This is a genomic window from Paenibacillus pini JCM 16418 (assembly GCF_000576305.1).
GTDB lineage: Bacteria > Bacillota > Bacilli > Paenibacillales > Paenibacillaceae > Paenibacillus_AQ > Paenibacillus_AQ pini.
On sequence record NZ_BAVZ01000007.1, the window covers coordinates 108384 to 129153 of the forward strand.

General features: G+C 41.0%; 16 protein-coding genes and 2 pseudogenes. 10 read left to right on the forward strand and 8 right to left on the reverse strand.

Annotation, left to right across the window (positions count from 1 at the left end; translation table 11 throughout):
* The first annotated feature begins 3 nt into the window (after positions 1-3).
* Positions 4-549, forward strand: a complete 546-nt coding sequence (locus tag JCM16418_RS11985; protein ID WP_036649093.1) for a glutathione peroxidase — start codon at positions 4-6, stop codon at positions 547-549.
* Between the two features lie 182 nt (positions 550-731).
* A complete protein-coding gene (locus tag JCM16418_RS11990) occupies positions 732-3827 on the forward strand; it encodes a PAS domain S-box protein (RefSeq protein ID WP_052020234.1) in 3096 nt (1031 codons plus the stop codon).
* Positions 3828-3977: 150 nt separating this feature from the next.
* On the opposite strand, the gene JCM16418_RS11995 is transcribed toward JCM16418_RS11990, so the two are convergent.
* Positions 3978-4880, reverse strand: a complete 903-nt coding sequence (locus JCM16418_RS11995) for a polysaccharide deacetylase family protein (RefSeq protein ID WP_036649097.1) — start codon at positions 4878-4880, stop codon at positions 3978-3980.
* Between the two features lie 144 nt (positions 4881-5024).
* Here JCM16418_RS11995 and JCM16418_RS12000 point away from each other — a divergent pair, with 144 nt between their 5' ends.
* Both JCM16418_RS12000 and JCM16418_RS12005 read left to right on the forward strand, forming a co-directional pair.
* Positions 5025-5276: a hypothetical protein gene (locus JCM16418_RS12000; protein ID WP_148298794.1), complete on the forward strand. Its 252-nt coding sequence runs from the start codon at positions 5025-5027 to the stop codon at positions 5274-5276.
* A complete protein-coding gene (locus JCM16418_RS12005; protein WP_036649101.1) occupies positions 5273-5935 on the forward strand; it encodes a phosphotransferase family protein in 663 nt (220 codons plus the stop codon). The genes JCM16418_RS12000 and JCM16418_RS12005 overlap by 4 nt, the downstream gene beginning before the upstream one ends.
* Before the next feature lie 74 nt (positions 5936-6009).
* On the opposite strand, the gene JCM16418_RS12010 is transcribed toward JCM16418_RS12005, so the two are convergent.
* A complete protein-coding gene (locus tag JCM16418_RS12010) occupies positions 6010-6486 on the reverse strand; it encodes a helical membrane plugin domain-containing protein (protein WP_036649103.1) in 477 nt (158 codons plus the stop codon).
* Positions 6487-6504: 18 nt separating this feature from the next.
* The gene (gene fdhF / locus JCM16418_RS12015) at positions 6505-9420 is read right to left on the reverse strand and encodes a formate dehydrogenase subunit alpha (protein ID WP_373280709.1); all 2916 of its coding nucleotides are present in this window, start codon (positions 9418-9420) and stop codon (positions 6505-6507) included.
* Between the two features lie 327 nt (positions 9421-9747).
* Here fdhF and JCM16418_RS12020 point away from each other — a divergent pair, with 327 nt between their 5' ends.
* From JCM16418_RS12020 to JCM16418_RS12035, 4 genes and pseudogenes are all read left to right on the forward strand, one after another.
* Positions 9748-10095, forward strand: coding sequence for a Na-translocating system protein MpsC family protein (locus JCM16418_RS12020; protein WP_036649107.1), 348 nt, complete (start codon positions 9748-9750; stop codon positions 10093-10095).
* Entirely contained in the window at positions 10092-10934 is an 843-nt protein-coding gene (gene fdhD / locus JCM16418_RS12025) for a formate dehydrogenase accessory sulfurtransferase FdhD (RefSeq protein ID WP_081765417.1), read from the forward strand. Before JCM16418_RS12020 ends, fdhD begins: the two co-directional genes overlap by 4 nt.
* A gap of 6 nt (positions 10935-10940) precedes the next feature.
* Positions 10941-11947, forward strand: a pseudogene (gene moaA / locus JCM16418_RS12030) (GTP 3',8-cyclase MoaA).
* Between the two features lie 286 nt (positions 11948-12233).
* Positions 12234-13048, forward strand: a pseudogene (locus JCM16418_RS12035) (formate/nitrite transporter family protein).
* Positions 13049-13055: 7 nt separating this feature from the next.
* Here JCM16418_RS12035 and JCM16418_RS12040 read toward each other — a convergent pair.
* On the reverse strand, positions 13056-13946 hold the full coding sequence (locus JCM16418_RS12040) for a LysR substrate-binding domain-containing protein (RefSeq protein WP_036649112.1): 891 nt from the start codon (positions 13944-13946) through the stop codon (positions 13056-13058).
* A 180-nt stretch (positions 13947-14126) separates the two neighbouring features.
* Here JCM16418_RS12040 and JCM16418_RS12045 point away from each other — a divergent pair, with 180 nt between their 5' ends.
* Entirely contained in the window at positions 14127-15149 is a 1023-nt protein-coding gene (locus tag JCM16418_RS12045) for a YeiH family protein (RefSeq protein WP_036649114.1), read from the forward strand.
* A 74-nt stretch (positions 15150-15223) separates the two neighbouring features.
* Here the strand turns inward: JCM16418_RS12045 and JCM16418_RS12050 are convergent, their stop codons facing one another.
* Both JCM16418_RS12050 and JCM16418_RS25900 read right to left on the reverse strand, forming a co-directional pair.
* Positions 15224-16267 carry a copper amine oxidase N-terminal domain-containing protein gene (locus JCM16418_RS12050; RefSeq protein WP_036649116.1) on the reverse strand — a complete coding sequence of 348 codons (1044 nt, stop codon included), beginning with the start codon at positions 16265-16267 and terminating at the stop codon, positions 15224-15226.
* A 155-nt stretch (positions 16268-16422) separates the two neighbouring features.
* Positions 16423-16896 carry a hypothetical protein gene (locus tag JCM16418_RS25900; protein WP_242403811.1) on the reverse strand — a complete coding sequence of 158 codons (474 nt, stop codon included), beginning with the start codon at positions 16894-16896 and terminating at the stop codon, positions 16423-16425.
* 647 nt (positions 16897-17543) lie between these two features.
* Here JCM16418_RS25900 and JCM16418_RS12060 point away from each other — a divergent pair.
* Positions 17544-19382 (forward strand): ATP-binding protein, encoded by a 1839-nt coding sequence (locus JCM16418_RS12060; RefSeq protein WP_158442429.1) that lies wholly within the window; start codon positions 17544-17546, stop codon positions 19380-19382.
* A gap of 76 nt (positions 19383-19458) precedes the next feature.
* Here the strand turns inward: JCM16418_RS12060 and JCM16418_RS12065 are convergent, their stop codons facing one another.
* Both JCM16418_RS12065 and JCM16418_RS12070 read right to left on the reverse strand, forming a co-directional pair.
* Positions 19459-19698: an NHLP leader peptide family RiPP precursor gene (locus JCM16418_RS12065; protein ID WP_036649118.1), complete on the reverse strand. Its 240-nt coding sequence runs from the start codon at positions 19696-19698 to the stop codon at positions 19459-19461.
* Positions 19699-19769: 71 nt separating this feature from the next.
* Positions 19770-20705 (reverse strand): hypothetical protein, encoded by a 936-nt coding sequence (locus JCM16418_RS12070; protein ID WP_036649120.1) that lies wholly within the window; start codon positions 20703-20705, stop codon positions 19770-19772.
* Positions 20706-20770 lie beyond the last annotated feature (65 nt).

Here is a 20770-nt window from a genome sequence, read left to right on the forward strand (position 1 = left end):
GCGATGAGTGTATATTCATTTCAAGCAATCAATATCCGTGGTATAGAAAAGAGTCTGGAGCAATACAAAGGCAAGGTGCTTTTAATTGTGAACACAGCTAGCAAATGCGGATTTACTCCCCAATATTCAGACCTCCAGAAGCTGTATGAGAAATATAAGGATCAAGGTTTTATGGTACTTGGATTTCCATGCAATCAATTTGGTGGCCAAGAACCAGGAAGTAATGAGGATGTCGATACCTTTTGCCAATTAAATTATGGAGTGAGCTTCCCCTTATTTGAAAAAGTTGATGTTCGCGGTGAAAGCAAGCATCCCTTATTCGCCTATCTAACACAGCAAGCTCCTTATAAAGGTTTAGATTTAAACAACTCGGAAGCAAAAATGCTAAATATGTTCATTGAAAAGGAACAACCAGATCTGCTGCCAGGTGACGAAATTAAATGGAATTTCACTAAATTTCTAATCAACCGTGAGGGTGAAGTCGTTGAGCGATTTGAATCTCCAGTCGGAACATTGGATCTTGAACCTGCGGTAGAAGCTATATTATAGAGTACAATAAAGGTCTGAAGCTATACCAGCTTTAGGCCTTTTTCGTACTTTTCTAATAAGTCTATTTTTATAGCTTGATAGAGGTATAGACTACTGTGTTATGGTTATTGATATAATAGAACAAAAGATTCGTATTCATTTCCGAAATGGACATATTGTTTTTTGTAATTAAGGAGGTTCCTGTGAAAAAACCGGATTCATTTGAACTGTTTAAACAGCTTATTAATCATGCTTCTGTGGCCTTGGCAGCCATATCCGTTGACGATGGGACATGGCTTGCCGTAAACGATGCTTATTGTACAATGTTAGGCTATACAGAAGATGAATTAAGAGCACTCAGCGAAAAGGAAATTACGTTACCCGAAGACCAAGAAGTTTGTGATCCTAACAGCATACAGAAACAATTGCATGCATCATCGCAGGGTACTTGTACAATAGAGAAACGTTATATACATAAATTGGGCTGTGAAATATCGGTGTATCTTACGATTTCACTTATTTCTGATCCGAATACAAATACTCCGAGTTACTTGTTACAAGAAGCTTCCGTCATACCTAAGTCTTCTGCTTCTGCTGATCAGGAATGGATCCGAAATGGGGATCTTAGAACCCTATTCTCTGTGAATGCTCAGGATTTGTTTTCCTCAAGTACACCTGATGGAATCATTGTAGATGTCTCTCCTTCTATTAAGAATATTTTGGGTTATGAGCCATCTGAGATGATAGGTTATCACCGGACGGAGTTTTACCATTCGGCGGATGCAGCGGATATGCTTCGTCCTGAGCAGCTTTATGCCAGTGATAATCGCATATTTACTCGTCGAGTACGACACAAAGATGGGCATTTTCTTTGGATTGAAACCTCCTTTCAGCTAATATACAACACAGATGGAAGTGTAAAGCGAGTCGTTACCATTGGTAGAGATGTAACGGAGCGGATTGAAATGGGGCACAAGCTTCAGAAGAGTGAACGAGATTATCGAATTATTTCTGATAATTCGATGGACTTTATTTCAAGACATAAAGCAGATGAACTTTTTACATTTATATATGCTTCACCCGTGTGCATTACGATGCTTGGATACGAGCAGGAGGAATTGGTCGGCACTGCCGGTCTTCTTTACATTCATCCGGATGATCAGAGGAATGTTCAACAGAAATTAAGTTCGATTCAACAAGCGGAGATTACGGAATCCCTTATGTTCAGGTTTAGACGTAAGGATGGGACTTACGTATGGTTTGAAACCAATAGCCGTTTTGCGTACGATGAACTTGGTGAAGTACAAGAAATTATTGCGATCTCCCGAGATATCACTGAACGCAAACAGATGGATCTAAAGCTAGAAGAGTTTAAGTCCCTTTTTGATTATAACCCTGCAGGAGTAGCGTCTCTGGATTTAAAAGGTAACATTTTGACAGCTAATCGAAGTCAGGAACTACTGGGTGGTTTTACAGAGCAGGAAATGGTTGAGAATTACTTCGGTCCATTAGTAGATCCGGTGGATATAGAAAAAACGGCTTACCATTTTGAACTTGCGACTAAAGGAGAGCCACAGACATACGAAATTGGTCTTCGACATAAGGATGGGCACCGAATCGAAGTTAGTGTAATTAATGTACCTATTGTTATGAACGACAGTGTTGTTGGCGTGTATGGAATTACGAGTGATATTACAGAAGGCAAAAGATATGTTGAACAAATTGAAAAACTTAGTTATGAACATGCACTTATATTAAACTCCGTTTCTGAGGGTATTTTTGGCGTGGATATAGATGGTAAAGCAACTTTTATGAATCCAGCAGCTGCAGCTATGCTTGGATTTGGGCCAAAGGAATGGACTGGTCAGTCCTTCCTGAGCATTATTCAACAGACGAGATCTGATGGTAGCTCGTATTTCCCCGAAGTGACTCCTATTGCGAAGGCAATTAAGGAAGGGCATAAACTTAGAAAAGAGGAGTCTGTATTTTGGCGTAAAGATGGTTCTAGCTTCCTCGCTTCCTATCAGGTAACGCCTTTATATGAGAAAGAGGAGCGAATTGGAGCTGTCATCGTATTTCTGGATAAAACGAATGAAAAGGAAATTATTCGTGCCAAAGAATCAGCTGAGCAGGCAGACCGGGCGAAATCTGAATTCTTAGCGATCATGAGTCATGAGCTTCGAACACCAATGAATGGAATCATCGGTATGATGGAGATTCTTGCGGATACACCACTAAATGAAGAACAACGCAGCTACACAGATATTATTCGGCAGAGCAGTGATGCGCTGCTGCATATTCTGAATGAAATACTAGATTTCAGTAAGATTGAAGCGGGAAAAATGGTGCTGAATGATGAACCGATCTTCCTCGAGTCAACGCTAGACGGTGTCATAGAGTTGTTTGCTGTAAAGGCTGCAGAGAAAGGGATCGAACTTACTTGTCATATCTCGCCTGACATTCCAGAGATTATACGCGGAGATGAAGGGAAACTTCGTCAGGTACTGATTAATTTGGTTGGAAATGCAATCAAGTTTACGGAAGAGGGAAGTATCTCGGTATCCGTACGTCCGGCTAAGTCACATCGAGACCACAACCAGTTGACACTTGAATTTGAAATCCAAGATACGGGAATTGGAATCCCATTTGATAAGCAAAGTTTGCTCTTCCAATCATTCTCTCAGTTGCATCCAGCTATTAACCGTAAATATGGCGGGACGGGACTCGGATTGTCTATTTGTAAAAAACTTGTTGAGCTTATGGGTGGTGCAATCGGTGTTGTGAGTGATCATGATGAGGGCACGACATTCTATTTCACGATTCAAACCACAATTTGGAATGATGTGGATGTTGTAAATGAATTGGCAGCGGGGAAAGAAAGCATATGTGATACGATTCCTCATGAATCTAAAGAAGATGGGAATACTTTTCAGCCATTTGGACCTTTGCGTATATTGATAGCAGATGATCACGCCGTGAATCGAATGCTACTTCAGACGATTCTGCAGAAAATAGGTTATAGCGCTGATATCGCTGAGGATGGTGCTGAGGCCGTGCGGGCTGCTGCTGAGCATGTCTATGACTTCATATTCATGGATGTCCAGATGCCTAATTTCAGCGGACTTGATGCGACGGCATTGATTAGACAGCATCATAAGGCACCCATAATTATTGCCGTGACCGCTTATGCGGGTAAAGAAGATAAAATAATGTGCCTTGAAGCAGGTATGGATGATTTTATCAGCAAGCCTATTTTAATAGCTGAAGTTGAACGTATCCTTCGGCATTGGAGTAGCTGAGATTGAGAAAGCTTCATATTTAATATTAGCCAAAGGTTATCTTCATCTATTTTTAAGAAAGTCTATTTATAATGGGCTTATACCCCTTTTCAATATATGTAAGCAGACCCAGGGCACCGTGCCTTGGGTCTATTTTTATGTGAATAGATGTCAGAGTGATTTCTGTAATATCTGCAAATTTCGCCAAGTAATAATATGGATATGTTCCTGTTGTATCAATCTCCGAATGGTAGCATCGCGGAACACTTCGAAATCCATATCTCTTTGTTTCCATTCAGAATGAATGGATTTGAGTTCCTCGGTCACAATCGCGGGATGAATATACATTTCCGTCACACCCGGTCTGAGTGAATGGAGGTAGGAGGCTACTAAATCTCTAAACGAAGAATAAGTTCCTCCTAGCTGTTGTTTAAAAGGTAGATTGATCACATAATCGGGGATGACAACGCCTAGAGCATCAGCCTGCCTCACACGATGCTGTAGTCTTCGTAAAGCTTCGGTTGGAAGTGTTAATCCATCAACCGAATATCTTGGCATGCGCAATGGTAGCCCTAATTGGGCGCAAATATCAATAACCATGCCTAGATAATCATTTCCGGATTCAAGTCCATATAGGCTACCCATGTGGTTATCCAGATGGGTAGGAACGATTCCCATCTGTTGTGCTAAATTGATTTGGGCAATCATTTCTATATATACATGTTCGGGATGAGCGGTTTGTTCAAACGTAAGGCAGTCTGACGGAAAATATCCTTCTGCGCTATGTAGGGTAGATACAGTGGGTATCCGAGAGACAGGCCCCCAGCGATAGGTATCCCACTCACTCGTAAACGTTAAATGAACACCGATATCGACATGGGGTTGAGAGACAGCCCACTGCACAGCCTCTTTCGCCCAGGGACAAGGCATCATAATTGTAGCGGAAGAAATCACCTTCTCATCAAGAAGCTGCTGAATTCCAGCGTTGGTGGAATGACACATACCATAGTCATCGGCATTGATGATTAATAGCTTGTCATCTGACGTATAACCCAGAGCTTGAGCAAGACTCATGACACATGCCTCCTCTAAATAAGCTAATGCATTCGTTGTTATATCCTATTCACCAGCAGTATGATGAAATCATGAAATACTCAAATTTAGAAGTATATGACGGAGAAGTAATCCTAATTTTGGGTTAATTAGTTCGTATATAGTTTGCGTGTACATATGAAGTCTGAATTGAAAGGACTGAGTCATTTGAATGTAGAATGTTTATTTGAAGAGCCTATTGAAACACAAGATAACTTAGGTGGTCACGCAAGTGATGTATGGCTTATCAAAACCTCGAAAGAAGAGGTCGTTGTCAGGGCATCGGGAGTTAGAGAGGATTCGGATGCCCCTTTTTATATGGTTGTAGAGAGCTATTTGGGAATGAGTTATGTCGAACATTTGAATTGGAGTTCATGAATAAAGAATTAGCAGCAATTAGTCCTATTCCAATCCCTCAAGTATTAAGGAAAGCGATTATAGAAGATGTAGAATTTGTTGTAGTTAACAAGATGGAGGGTAACCAACGTCAGTTTATCGACTGTTCACCATCAATACTTGAATCGTTTGGAAAGGATCTAGCGATTATACATAGTAGAAGGTTTAATGAGTGCGGTAATATGGGTGGAGCATTCAGATACCCTGTCACGGAATTTAACAAGCGTCTGACGCAAGTGCTGAGTGAGATTACACATAGATATGATACTGATCTTCAGGAGCTGTCCAAGTATGATGAGATTCTACAAGGACTACTTGAACTCCCTGATCCAAGTGATGCTTCATATGTCATGGTTGATTTCGATGCACGTCAATTTCTATTTAGTGACGATAAAATAACTGCAATAGTGGATACGGAAGCTTATGTTATAGGACCAAGAGAGTTAGATTTAATCCCGTTAGAATGCAGTTTAGATTTAGAAAGAGCGATAGCTTTTAGAAGAGGATACGAAAGTATAGATGCTTTCCCGATATTACATGAGATAAGAAGGCCATATCGATACTTCTTTGCACTTTTACAAGTTAAAGGTCCAATGGATTATATACAATGGATGAATACACCGCATTATTTTGATATGTAAAATAGAATTTAAAAAGCTAGAACCGCCAGTTTGCATGTGACAGCTCTAGCTTTTTATTATTGTGTTCAACTATTTTATTTCTCGCCTAGTCCTTTACCCATACCTTTGAGGAAGCGAAGGCCAAAACCGATGGCTCTGTTAACATCAGGATCTTTTAAGGCTTTCATCAGCGTAAATACGCTAACCTTTTGCTGCTGCGATTCATTGGCTGCTTCCAATCCTTTGGCCACACTATTCAGCAGCTTTGCAGTTTGCTCGGGTTCGATTGCAGCTAATGCTCCCGCTGCAGCAATTCCGTTGTTGATCATGTTCGTCATCTCAGGACGTTTAGCCTGATGCAAGGCAATTTCGGCTACTTTTGCTTTCGCTTTAAGTAGAGATTCTGCTGCTTCTAAGATACCGCTGCCGTGCAGCTCACTTATGACCGACATCGCTTTTTCTAACGCTTGTTCATTCTCTGCGATATAACTTTTGAGTTGTTCCAAGGACTGTTGCTTCAGTTCTTCTTCACTTAATACACGTTTCTGTATGAACGAAATGGGTTGAGCCATTGTTATGCCACCTTTCCTTTAATCTACGAGTGAAACATAGCCAGGACGATTCCATTTGCGCTGCACTTCCACGCCTTGTTGCGGATGACGCTTCTTGTTCCGTGGATTCGTCAGTGGTAATGGATTAGTACCTTTGACAGTTAAAATTTGCAGGCGTACTTTTGTTTGCTTATATGCAGGTGTGTGTGTACGTACATCAACCGCATTACCTGTTAGTAGATTAACCGCATTCTCATGACTAACAGAATGCATTGGAACATACAGTTCATTACGATGTACCCGGTCTGTAATTAGAGCTTTCAGCTTAATCGCACCGTAGGGCGATTCTAGACGGACCATCGATCCACTCTCAACTCCGCGCTGCGCAGCCAGTTCAGGCGAAATTTCAACAAATACTTCGGGTAATTTAAGATTAATACCATGCGATTTATTTGTCAGGTTACCTTCATGGAATTGTTCCAGTAGGCGGCCATTGTTGAGTACAAGATCGAACTCCGCCGGATATTCAACGGGAGGAATATATCCTACAAGCGAGAAGCGGGCTTTTTTATCAGGGAAATTGAATCCATCTGTGTATAGAAGCGGTGTGCTTTCGCCAGTAAGTGAACCCCATAGGAAGCTTCCCCAGCCTTCCAACATGTCGTAGCTTGCGCCAGAGAAGAATGGAGTTAAGCTAGCCATCTCTGCGAAGATTTCACTTGGATGTGTATAAGACCAATCAAATCCGAGACGTTTGGCAATTTGCATGGTGATCCACCAGTCTGGTTTCGAGTCACCCATTGGCTCAAGTACTTGATGTAAACGCTGGACACGACGTTCCGTATTCGTAAATGTACCGTCTTTCTCCAGTGATGGAGCTGCAGGTAGAATGACATCTGCAAATTGAGCCGTTTGGGACAAGAATACGTCCTGTACGACGAAGAAATCGAGTTTAGCGAGTACATCTTGCACGTGATTCGCATTGGAATCTACCCATGCCATATCTTCGCCTACAAGGTACATCCCCTTCAATTCGCCGCGGTCAATCGCATCAATCATTTGACCATTATCCATACCAGGCTTTGGTGAGATAGGAACTCCATAATGCTGCTCGAAACGAGCGCGAGCTTCGTCATTGGTTACATGCTGGTATCCAGGTAGCCATGGTGGCAACGTACCCATATCACAGGCACCTTGTACATTGTTGTGTCCACGTAGCGGATAAGCTCCTGCTCCTGGACGCATGTAGTTACCGGTAGCTAGAAGTAAGTTAGAGATCGCTGCTGAAGTGTGGGAACCTGCAACGTTCTGAGTTACGCCCATACCCCAACAGATCACAGTTCCATCTGCGTCACGAATCATTTCAGCTATGGAAATCAGTGTAGCTGCTTCGATACCTGTTTCTTTCTCAGCATATTCAAGTGTGAACGTCTCGAGCAAGTCTTTGTATTCTCCAAATTGATTAACATGTTGCTGTACAAAAGCTTCATCATGCCAGCCTTGATCAATCATGTACTTGGTAATCGCGGAAATCCATACAAAATCTGTTCCTTGCTTCGGACGAATGAATAGGTCGGAACGTTCTGCCATTTCATGCTTACGTAGGTCGGCTACAACGAGCTTCTGACCATGAAGTTTATGTGCACGTTTGATGCGTGATGCAAGTACTGGATGTCCTTCTGCTGGAGCGCATCCTACTAGAATGACGAGGCCAGCGGCGGCGATATCCTTAATAGTGCCAGCATCACCGCCGATACCTACGGTTGACATCAATCCGTCTGATGCCGGAGATTGGCAATAACGGGAACAGTTATCGATATTGTTCGTCTCAAATACTTGACGAGCAAGTTTCTGAATGACATAGTTTTCTTCATTCGTAATCTTGGAAGAAGAAATAAATCCGAGTGCGTTAGAACCATACTCTTTTTTAATGCCACCTAGACGCTCAGCTACAAGTGACAATGCTTCATCCCATGTGGCTTCAACAAATACATCACCTTGGCGAATGAGTGGAGTCGTTACACGAGCTTCACTATTCACGAAATCCCAGCCGAATTTACCTTTAACACATGTGGAGATTGCATTTACAGGCGCATCATGGGAAGGCTGGACTTTTAGAATCTTGCGGCCCTTCGTCCATACTTCAAATGAGCAACCTACGCCACAGAAGGTACAGACGGTTTTAGTCTTACGAGTTCTTGTATCTCGCATGGCTGCTTCGATTTCAGATATTGCAAAGATACCACCGTATCCAGGTTCTACTTCTTTGACGAGGTCAATCATTGGACTAAGCACTTCTTCGTTCATATTGGTCATAAAACCAGCTTCACCTAACATGGATTTCTCCATCAAGGCGTTACATGGACAAATGGTTACACATTGTCCACAGCTGACACAAGAAGAGTCATTAATGGAAGTGCCGGCATCCCATTTTACACGAGGAATATCTGCTTCCCAATCAATAGAAAGAGTCTCGTTTACTTGTAGGCTTTGGCATACTTCTACGCATTGTCCACAGGCAATACATTGATTAGGATCATAACGATAAAAGGGATGAGACATATCGACCTCAGAAGGATCAACCTTCGGACGGTAGGGATATTTTTGATGCTCAATTTCCATCATTTCTGCCGTGTTATGAAGTTTACAATTTCCGTTGTTATTGTCACAGACTGTACAGTACAGTAAATGATTCTCTAAAATCCGGTCCATTGCTTCCGTTTGTGCAGCCTTAGCTGACGCTGAAGATAATTTGATATTCATTCCCGCAGTTACTTTCGTAGCACAAGAACGTGTAAGTTTACCATCAATTTCAACGATACAGGTATCACATGTTTGAATTGGATCGACTTCAGGTACATAACAAATTTGTGGATGTTCAAGTCCTGCAAGGTTAATCGCCTCAATGACACTCATACCTGACTTGACTTCAAATGGTTGCCCATTAAGCGTGATGTTTAGTAATTCTTGGCTCACGTAATAACCCCTTTTCCCCTAAAAATTGTTACAAAAACAAAAAAACTGGGCAATCTAACAGCAAAATTTTCTTCGTGCAAACAAAAAAACTCCACTAAACTTGTCCGCAGTTCTTAGATGCGGCAAGTTATAGTGGAGTAATTCATCAGCATTGGCCTACTAATGTATCATTCCGTCATCTTAAATTTAAACAATCTTCTCGCCCTGATTATACTCTTTCCATTTAAAAAAACAAGGTTGATTTATTCTGTACAATACTACTAAGATTTAGTATAGTGTTTAACTTGTAACGAGGTGATTATTTGGATGAAGAAAGAAGTAGCTTTTAATGATATCATCCGTAAAGTCAGGAAAGACACGTTCGGCAAGGGTCCGGAGCGTATTCATACTACATTTGTAGAGAACATGGCTATTACGCGAATGTACGGTAATTTCACGCCAACTGAGAAGTTTATTGCGCAAACACCAGATGGTAAAAAGATGGTTCATAGTGCAAGAACTTACATGATTCAAGATTTGTATAAACATCATATTCCAGAGGGCCTAGAGGAACTATGCGGCTCGAAGCTTGTTCATTTATTTACGGATATCAAGGTGGATGAGGATGTGGCCATTTCAGTCTTTATGTTCGAGAAAAATATAGAACAGGGATGAAGCCAATGAATACAGCGACGAGAGAACAGGGTAATATTATCCGCTATGAACGAGGAATCATTTCCAAAATCACGGATGAAATCGTAACAGAGCATCCTGTAACTCTCAAAATTAATGGTGAGGAATTTGCGACACTGGTGTGTACACCTGAATACATTGAAGACATGGCCGTAGGTTACCTAGCTTCAGAAGGTGTTATCACTCGGTACGAGGATATTAATAACCTATGGGTTCAAGAAGACGAAGGATTTGTGCATGTAACAGTGGATAAATGGAGTCCTTTGCATCGCCAGATGTTTAGTAAACGGTATGTAACTTCTTGCTGTGGAAGCAGCCGCCATGGGTTTGTGTTTTTTAACGATGCTCGAACAGCTAAAGTTTTGCAAAATATATCGGTCGAGCTAAGCTTCGATGATTGTTTCCGTCTCGTGCATGATATGCAGCATGGTGCAGTGACGTTTACGAATACAGGTGGGGTACATAATGCCGCTCTATGTGATCGCAATGGCATTATTCTAATGCGTATGGATATTGGAAGACATAATGCACTTGATAAAATATATGGTCACTGTCTGAAAAATGGCATTTCAATGGAGGATAAGGTCATTGTATTTAGTGGCAGGGTATCCTCTGAAATTTTGCTGAAGGTTGCAAAGATTGGATGCGGTATGATTTTATCTAAATCAGCACCGACCGCATTGGCACTTGAACTTGCTGAGCATCTTGGCATTACCGTTGTTGGGTTTATTCGGGGCAGTTCATGCAATGTATATACTCATTCTCACCGAATCGTGGAGTGCCAGGATCAGTCCGTTCAACTACGCCCTGAAATGGAGTGATAAGCAATGGAACTGGATGATCATTATAAACGCAACCTGCGTGATTTGCGGATTTCGGTAACGGATCGCTGTAATTTCCGCTGTCGTTACTGTATGCCAGAAGAAATTTTCAATAAAGATTATCCTTTTTTATCTAGAGAACATTTATTATCCGTTGATGAGATATCGCGGATTGCTCGTATATTTGCCCGTTTGGGTGTTGAGAAGATACGACTTACTGGTGGTGAGCCACTCCTACGTAAAGAGCTTCCGGAAATTATTCGCCGAATGACTGAAATTTCAGGCATTAAAGACATTGCGCTGACGACAAACGGAAGTCTTTTAGCGCGTCATGCTGAATCACTTGCAGAAGCGGGATTAATGCGGGTAGCTGTCAGTCTGGATGCACTGGATGATGAGACGTTTATGAAAATGAACGGAGGTAAATCCCGCGTTCAGCCTGTTCTTGAAGGAATTGAAGCGGCAGCGGCTGCCGGACTGCTTGTGAAAGTAAATATGGTTGTGCAAAAAGGCATGAATGAACATGCACTTCTGCCCATGGTAGAGTATTTCCGCGATAAAGGACATATTCTACGCATGATCGAATTTATGGATGTAGGTAATACCAATGGATGGGATTGGAAACATGTCGTCAGTAAGCAGGAGCTACTTGAACGTATTAGCGCCAAGTTTCCGCTGGAGCCGAAGGCTCCCAATTACACAGGTGAAGTGGCTTCACGATTCCAATTCAAAGATGGCAAAGGGGAAATTGGTATTATTTCTTCGGTCAGCGATGCTTTTTGTTCTACCTGCACACGGGGAAGACTATCTGCCGAAGGTACTTTTTATACTTGCCTATTTGCTTCGGAGGGGCATGATCTACGGCCACTACTGCGTTCTGAGGCCTCCGATGAGGAGCTCGAAGAGCATCTCATTTCGATATGGACAGGCAGACATGATGCTATTCGTTAGATCGCGGTAAAGGAAAAGACGACAGGGGCAAGAAAGTGGAAATGTCTCATATCGGTGGTTAAATTTGTTTTTTCTCGAAATAAATTGTTCACATTGTTGACAAACAATTCATAACACGTATATCATGTGTATGAATTGTCATATTCCAATGGAGTGTGTGTAGGTACTGCACAAGCTTTATAGAATATGGCCATATGTGTGATTGATTCTCCTATAGGTAACGGGTAGGAGCTTTAACCGGCATAAATCATTCCTTTTGAGTCTTGACTAAGGGATGGTTCGTGGTGGTTTTTTTGTTGTGTGCTCAGCATGAGGTTCGTATTCATACTTAAAAATGGGGGTATTTTGATGTCTTTCAATTCACCGCAGCAAATCGCCGAGATTGCTGTAGAAGCCGGAGTAAAGAAATCCAAACTGTCGTTGCCATCATTACTTATCTTGGGTTTTCTAGCTGGAGCGTTTATCGCATTTGGATTTCTACTTGATATCCGGATTATCGGCACTGCTCCTAAAGAATGGGGATCCTTTACTAGTTTTCTAGGCGCGGCAGTATTCCCAGTGGGACTAATCTTAACTGTGCTAGCGGCGGAGAGCTGCTTACGGGGAACATGATGACGCTCCCAATCGCGTGGTTCTCTCGTAAAATCGGTTTTGGATCTGTATTGAAGAACTGGGTTGTGGTAACAATCAGTAACTTCATAGGTGCCATATTTGTTGCTTATTTTTTTGGTCACGTTGTTGGTTTGACAGAAGGTGCTTTTCTGACTAAAACCGTAGCGATAGCCAATGCTAAAGTGCATGATTCGTTCTTACAGGCTTTAATATCCGGTATCGGTTGTAACTGGCTTGTGTGCTTGGGTGTTTGGCTTGCATTTGGTTCCAAGGATGTTGCTGGTAAAATCCTTGGTATGTGGTTCCCTGTCATGGCTTTCGTAGGCATTGGCTTTCAGCACGTTGTGGCGAATATGTTTCTTATTCCGGCAGCCATCTTTGCTGGGCAAATGACATGGTCGCAGTACTTCCCTAACTTTAGTGCAGTGTTCATTGGTAACTTAATCGGTGGTGTTGTATTTGTGGGTCTGGCTTACTTTATAGCATATCAGAAGAATTCCTCCGCTACACATTCATTAACGAATGCTACTGACAATCAAAAAACGGCATAAGATTTCATTAAAGTGTTCTCGTATGCCGATCTAACGATTGCATAAATTTCTGTACAGCCATTATCTGAGGTTGATTCTTATCCTGCACAATAGATAGTTCGCGGCTAAGCTTCATTGTTTTTATTGGGATCTCACATAGCTCTCCACTGTCTAACTCTTTGCGTATAACTAAGCGAGATAGTAGGGCTATGCCGAGACCGGCAGCAACAGCTTCCTTAACCCCTTGGCTGCTATTAAAGACATAGCTTCGCTTCACGGACAAGTCTCCATGTTCGATCAGCTTATCACTGTATGCTCGGGTGCCTGATCCACTTTCGCGCATGACCCAAATTTGATGCTGAAGATGTTTAATGTCTGCCGTTTTAAGCATTGTCAGTGGATGTTCCGGCGGGGCAATAAGGACCATTTCATCCTTCATAAAAGGCGAAATTTGAACATCTTTAGCATCTACTATACCTTCAACTAGTCCAAGCTCGAAGCGCCCTGCACGGACGGCTTGAACAATGGTATTGGTATTGCTGATATGTACCTGAACTTCCACATGGGGATATTGCTGTGCATATTCTGCCAGTACCCATGGCATAATATATTCACCGATTGTGAAGCTTGCACCGATGTGCAGTGAACCAGTCACTTCATCGCGAAGCAGATGTATACGCTGCTTCGCTTCTTCGTATAATCCAAGCATTTGCTGCGCTTGCGCAAACAGTATTTCCCCGGCCTCAGTTAATTTCACAAGCTTAGATGTGCGGTGCATAAGCTTAGCTCCGAACTCCTGCTCTAAATTTCTAATATGTAAACTGACACCCGGCTGAGACAGGTTAAGTAATACGGCTGCTTTGGAGAAGTTACGTTGCTGCGCAACGGTGACAAATACTTTCAATGTTTCTGTGATCATATGTATATCCTCTCATGGACTATATTATCTTTTGTATATACAATACGCGTATTTAACTTGGTCTTCAATGATAAGTATTTCTCATTATTAGTATAGTAAATCGGTATTTCTCTCCTTCACATATTAGATTTATGATAAATGCATAATACATCATGGAACGTTGACAGGAGGAACAGGCTTATGCAGGATCAACAATCAGCGTTGGCAGGTAAGAAAAATTCAACCGGTTTTATACTCGGCATCGGACTTACTTTGATCATATCTTTAATAGCCAAAGGACTTGCAACCTTTCCCTTCCTTAGCATCATGGGGCAGCTCGTTCTTGCGATTATGCTGGGGATGATTTATAGAGCTAGTGTGGGTGTACCCGAGTATACCAAGAAGGGAATCGCATTTTCAAATCAAAAATTGCTGCGTCTCGGGATTATCCTGCTTGGCATGCGGCTGAATTTGACCGATATTGTTCATGCGGGTCCGAAAGTGCTGTTGCTAGCAATCATTAATATTACAGTGACTATTGTTATCGTATACGGCGCGGCCAGACTACTGAAGGTAGATAACAAAATGGCACTCCTAACGGCTTGTGGTTCTGCGATATGTGGAGCGGCAGCCGTTGTCGCAATTGCCCCTCAGATTAAAGCAAATGAACAAGAGACCGCCATTAGTGCAGCAACGGTTGCTATACTTGGAACATTATTCACACTTCTATACGTGGGACTTTATCCCATTCTAGGTTTATCACCAGCAGGTTACGGGCTGTTTGCAGGAAGTACATTACATGAGGTGGCCCATGCAATTGCAGCGGCAGCGCCGGGCGGTAAAGTCGCAGAAGATATGTCAGTGATTGTGAAACTGACTCGGGTTGCACTACTGGTCCCTGTATCCATTTTCATTGGAATCTGGGCGGGTCGCAAAGAAAAGGGAGAGAACAAGAAGAAAGGGATTCCGATTCCATGGTTTGTCCTAGGCTTTCTTGTGATGAGTGGAGTGAATACACTAGGCATCATTCCCGCAGCTTTAACTAGCCAAGTCATTACGTTTGCTTACATTCTCATCGCAATGGCAATGGCAGGCTTGGGTTTAAATGTAGATGTGGCCATATTCAGACGTAAAGGAATTAAGCCATTTGTAGCAGGTCTTATAGGATCACTTATTTTATCAGCCATGGGCTACGGACTTGTTATTCTATTAGGCCTGACATAACAAAACGGAGTCCCTACTGGAATAGGGGGCTCCGTTTTGATGTTCAAAGATGAATTTAGCCATGAGTGCTAGTTTTAAAGAGCTGGCTCTGTATTCTCTGTTGCTATTTGTAGCATAATTTTAGTTGCATTACCTATAGGAGGAAGGCTTCTAGTCAGCATCGGGGTGTAGAATCCAATGACTTTAGCATCCTTCACTAATGAGGCTTGCTCTACCTTCATACCGTTTTGATCGACTAAGACCGTATCTTTACTCAAATTTAGTACAACTTCTTTAGGTGATTGTTCCGTTAGGCCTAAACCCTTAATAAGGATGCTTTTATCTACGCCAGCTTCATTTGTGCGCACTTCTGCAATCGTACCCGCTGTACCGATAATTTCAGCAGTTTCGATTTTGTCAGTAACTGTAAGCGTGTATACAGCGGTTTGTGGTGGCAGACTCATTGTCGTTGCAAGTGAATGCTCGGCTTTCACACTCATACCCAATGTAAGATCAGATAATTTTAGTGCTTTGGCTTCGGAAGTTTGAAAAACAGTATCCTTGCTTACATTCAGCACGATTCCATCTCCCTGGATGCCGTTCAGATGAATCGAGATGTGACCGTCATTATCTTTAATTTCAGTAATAACTCCCTGAGTCGTTGCCGTTTTTTCTTGTTCCGGGAATGAGATGGACACGGAGCTTCCCTCCACTTTTACTATGGCATGAAGCACTTCACTAGCAAAGGATGCAGGCACATAGAGTTTATTATTTACGATCACAGGTGCAGTACCAAGAGAGGTATACATTTTATTAATAGTGTAACGGTCTTCACCCGTTTTCACGGTTGTCCACAATGTGCCTTTTGTAATCTCACTTGATTTATCATCTGGATTCCATTTCAGTGTCATACCTAGAGTTTCAACCAAATCTCTTAGAGGAAGCATTACTTCTTTACCTCCAGATTGTAAGTATCCTGATGAGATTGTCTTGCCGTTAACCATAACGGTTTGTACTGTATTCTGAACCGCATTAAACGCGGAATCTTGCGACTGATTAGCTGAAGCTACAGCGGCTCCGCTGCTAAGTGCCATCGAAAGTCCAAGTAGTGCGATGCTCTTTGTTATTTTATTACTCATGATGATGTCATCCCTTCTGATGTATATTCTTTCACATGATTATAGACGGGTCTTTGGTTCATTAGGTTGCATTCGAGGTTGTTTTCGTTTAGATGAAAGGAGAGGGGCCTTATTTAAGTAGGCCCCTCTCCATAAGATAAATATAATCTTTGATATTATCCTTCTTCGGGATCCTCACCATTAAATCCATTGATTAAGTCCGTGCCGTGCATGTCTTCTAAAGGTGGAGCAGAGGGGTCAACGGGCGAATTTTCCTGTATATCATCTGCATCCGGTATATCTTCAAGTTCGGATTCATCTTCATCCGTATCTTCAATGTCTTCAATATGTTCAATATCTGCTTCATGCAGATAATCCTCGTCTTCTTCACCAGCCACGGTCGGGAGAACATCCTCGTAACTTGGTTTAGCATGCGTCGTTATTTTATCTTGTTCTACCTGATCATTTACATCGGCATGTCTATAAAAATCAATATCGACTGCATCCGGTTCACGGCTGATGCTTTGAGTAGTCTGGGTATTAACATCCTTTATATCATCATTGGGGATATCCCGATCTTCTGGGACATCGCGTAAAGCATTATATTGATTGTATGTAAGATCTGCTGTGGTTTTAGGATCTTCTGCCATCGTTAACATCTCCTTCGATATATTGATTTCTTATATCTACCCTTACCCTAATTTTGTTCTCATAAACCTATATAACCCAGAGGCATCTCATGAGCCTCTGTTATATAGGTGCGGTTTCTTTATTACAAATAAAACGATTAGAATTTTGGAAACACGTAGCGGATGAGAAAGAAAAGGAACCCGAAAAATATAATGATATATGCTGCGTATTTAATGAACGTTGATGCAACCAAACTCGAATCTGAATTTTTATGAACTTCGGTCCGTTCTACTTCTACATTTTTATGTGAATCTTGCATGACGTAATTCCTCCTCGATTCCCTTGTACAGGGAAAAATTGTTTTTGTTGGTAATTCTATAAACTAGAGTGTATTTTATGAAACATTTTTATGATTTTACTAATTTAGTCATGATTTTTTATGCATAAAGGTTGAGTAATATAGATTTTTATACGATAATTAATAGAATTTGATTAAGATTGCTTGAAATATGCTTTTAACACTCTTTGTAAGTGTTTCAATTTGAACATGGTTTTTATCATACGTTTTTGTCACAAATATTAATTTTCGAGGTGCATGTATGAAGCTTTACCCAAGGCCATGAATGTAAGAAACGTACTTTTTACATGTTTTTTTCTGCTATTCATTTTGTTACCTGAACGAACCTATGCGGAGCAGCAGCAAGGTTCCACTGAGAATATTATGAAATGGCAAATGAAATGGGGAGACCAGGATGAATTAGATGAAGGCCCTCCTTCTATAAAGTCAGATGATGGATGGAGTAATATGAGTGAAGGAGATACTTTACCCGAGAAACCGTATTCGAATTCTACCGCTTGGATAAAAATACATCTACCTACCATAAAATTTGACAGGCCTGGAATGCTACTTAGCAACATTTTTGGTCAAAGGATCAAAGTTTTTTTAGAAAATAAAGAAATATATTCTTCGAATATTCGTTTTTTGTATGATAAAAACAATATATTTTTGCCCCTTGAAGTTAGCGGTGGAGGTAAAAATATATATATCGGGATTCAAACCACGAAGGATCAGGTCGGTATACAAGAACTTCCCCAAATCGGTAATTCCGAGGATCTATTACATCAGTTTTTACTAAAGGATGTAATCAATATAATATTAGGCAGCTCATTCCTGTTTATAGCTCTTGTTATTTTTATCTGTTCCATTTTCCTAAATAAAGTACATAGCTCCAGCTGGATATCTCTCAGTATAATTATTGCGGGTTTTGGCGTATTAGTGCTTATATACTCTCCATTTCTATATACCTTTTATAATGACTATAGTGATGTATATCTTCAGCTTCTAGATGTTGCGTTGTTTGTCTTGATTCCATCAATGACGTATTTTTTTGAACTTGTATTAGGTACCGGCTATCATTCGATATTGACTAAGTTTCGTAAATTTCAATGTGCATACTCTATTGTTTGTTTTATATGTTTAGTTGTTTATTTAGTAATACCTCGGAATTTTTTTGAGATGTACTATAATCTGACCGTTGATATGTTTGTGCTAATAGTTGTTGTACAGTTGGTTTTATTAACAGTGCATTCGATAATGCAAGCTCTCAAAGGTAATCGTAACGGGATATTATTAGCGGTAGGGTTGATAGTACTTGAAATCACATGTGTTACTGAATTCATATGGTTTTTGATCCGTTCAGGCAGCTATGATTTGTTTATATGGAAATGGGGAGTTACGGTATTTATACTGTCCCTGATTCTCGTACTGGGAAGAAACTATGCCCAAAATCATAATCAGGTTATTAAATACGCTAAGGAACTAGAACTGTTTAACACGGATCTGCATCGATCGGAGAAGTTATCTATTATAAGTGAACTTGCCGCTTCTGTAGCTCATGAGGTGAAGAATCCACTGCAAGTGACAAGGGGTTTTCTCCAGTTTTTGACGAATAGATATAGTAATCAGGAGAAAATCTATATTACGATGGCTCTTGAAGAGCTTGACCGTGCTTCGAATATTATTACGGATTTTCTTACTTTTGCGAAACCTCAGTTTGAATCTATTACTCTATTAGATTTAAATAAGGAGCTGAAGCATGTGGAAGGCATCATGATGCCGTTAGCGAACCTGCAAGGCGGACGTATTCAAATGCAAATTCCAGTTCATCTTCGCGTGAAGGGTAACTCTTCGAAATTAAAGCAAGCCTTCATAAATGTGATTAAGAATAGTATTGAGGCTTTGTCAGAAAATGGGGAAATTAATATCTGGGCTTATGAAGAAGAGGATCAGACAGTCATCCATATTCAGGATAATGGAGAAGGAATGAGCGCTAATGAGCTTATTAAGCTTGGAGAACCTTATTTTTCAAGTAAAACAAAAGGAACAGGTCTAGGCCTGATGGTTTCGTATCGAATTATTGAGGTAATGGATGGAAGTATCGAATTTAAAAGTGAAAAAGGGGTGGGAACGGAAGCAATCATCCGATTACCATCAGCTAACGACTGATGATACAACGAAACGGGTTACTGCCAGTTCCCAGCCTTATATGTCTATATCTAGTTGTTAAATGAACTTTAATGAATTACCAGGTTGCTTTAGTAGAAGGATCGATAGTTGACACATCTGCGGGACTAGGAGGAATGACGAGATAAAACTCATGAGCGGATTCTTCAACAGTTTTAAGCTTAATGTGTTCTGGAATAATAATACCAAAGGCTTCTTTAATTGCAGACTTGGGATCTCTCATAAGCCTCTCTTTAAAACTTGGATCTTGCCATGCTAACTGAACAAGCTGATTTTGAAATAGAACTTCCGTTGACATTACAATCTCACCCTCCTCATAAATACTGGTTAATATTACCTATATAATATAGCATGTGAGAATCTAGAAATCTATGAACCGAGTGCATTTTTTGAGATCCAGTGGTATAGTCCCCCTTTTTGGAGTGAGTTTTTCTCCTCTTCAATGTTCTCAGCATCCTTTTGCAGGGCATTCAGTAAATAGGTATGAAATGAAATGAGATGAGGAAGAGGAAGATTAGTCTGAATTACGTACTCTTGCATGAGAGTAGCCGTGTTAACGTATAGTTTCATAGCGCTCTTGAGTGTAATGTATTGATGTACCACTTCATATGAAAGTTGGCTAGTATGTGGTACAAGTGAATGAATCATCGAGAGAAGCCCATTGTCGCTATCTTGTTCTAGATCTTCTCTCCAGTCAGCCCAATCGTCAGCCATCTGTAGTGTCACTAGAACATGATCCAATAGGTCAGAAACTGGAGTGATTAGCTCAGGTTGCTTGGCTAATAGCAGTGCAGCTGTACTTGAAAGCTTGATAGGAGATGCCTTAGCAGCTAGCCGTAACGGCTTATCCATAACGTTCTCTTGACCATAACTGCTTGTTACCCCCACACACCATTCGTAAATGTACTGCTGGAATAAGTGCCAGAATGGAGAGTCGCTTGGAAAAAAAGAATGATAAATTTCCAAAAACGTAATATAGTACAAGTTCGCTAGCGCTAATTTCTCTTTGCCGGGTGGTAACCTTGTATCCATGATGTCATCTTGAATAAAAAAATAAAGCATTGCAAATATGTTTCCAACAGATAGTCTACGACAAGTTTCGTTGGACAGGTTTGTCATATCGCTCATCCAGAAGGGAAGTAAATAGCATATATAATTTTTGGAGCTTCCTTCTCCGAGTGCATGGAACGATTGTAAGTACAATAGCCCTTGTTCGCGAAATGATTCTGGAAATTTTGTAATGATAAACTCAGATTCTTCAAATACATATCGTAAATCAACTTCAAATGCTTCTAACCATTTCATTACATCACCTTTACGTTTTAAATTTGTTTTTAATAGGCGAATACAAAAGCTAAACTTTTTTCAGG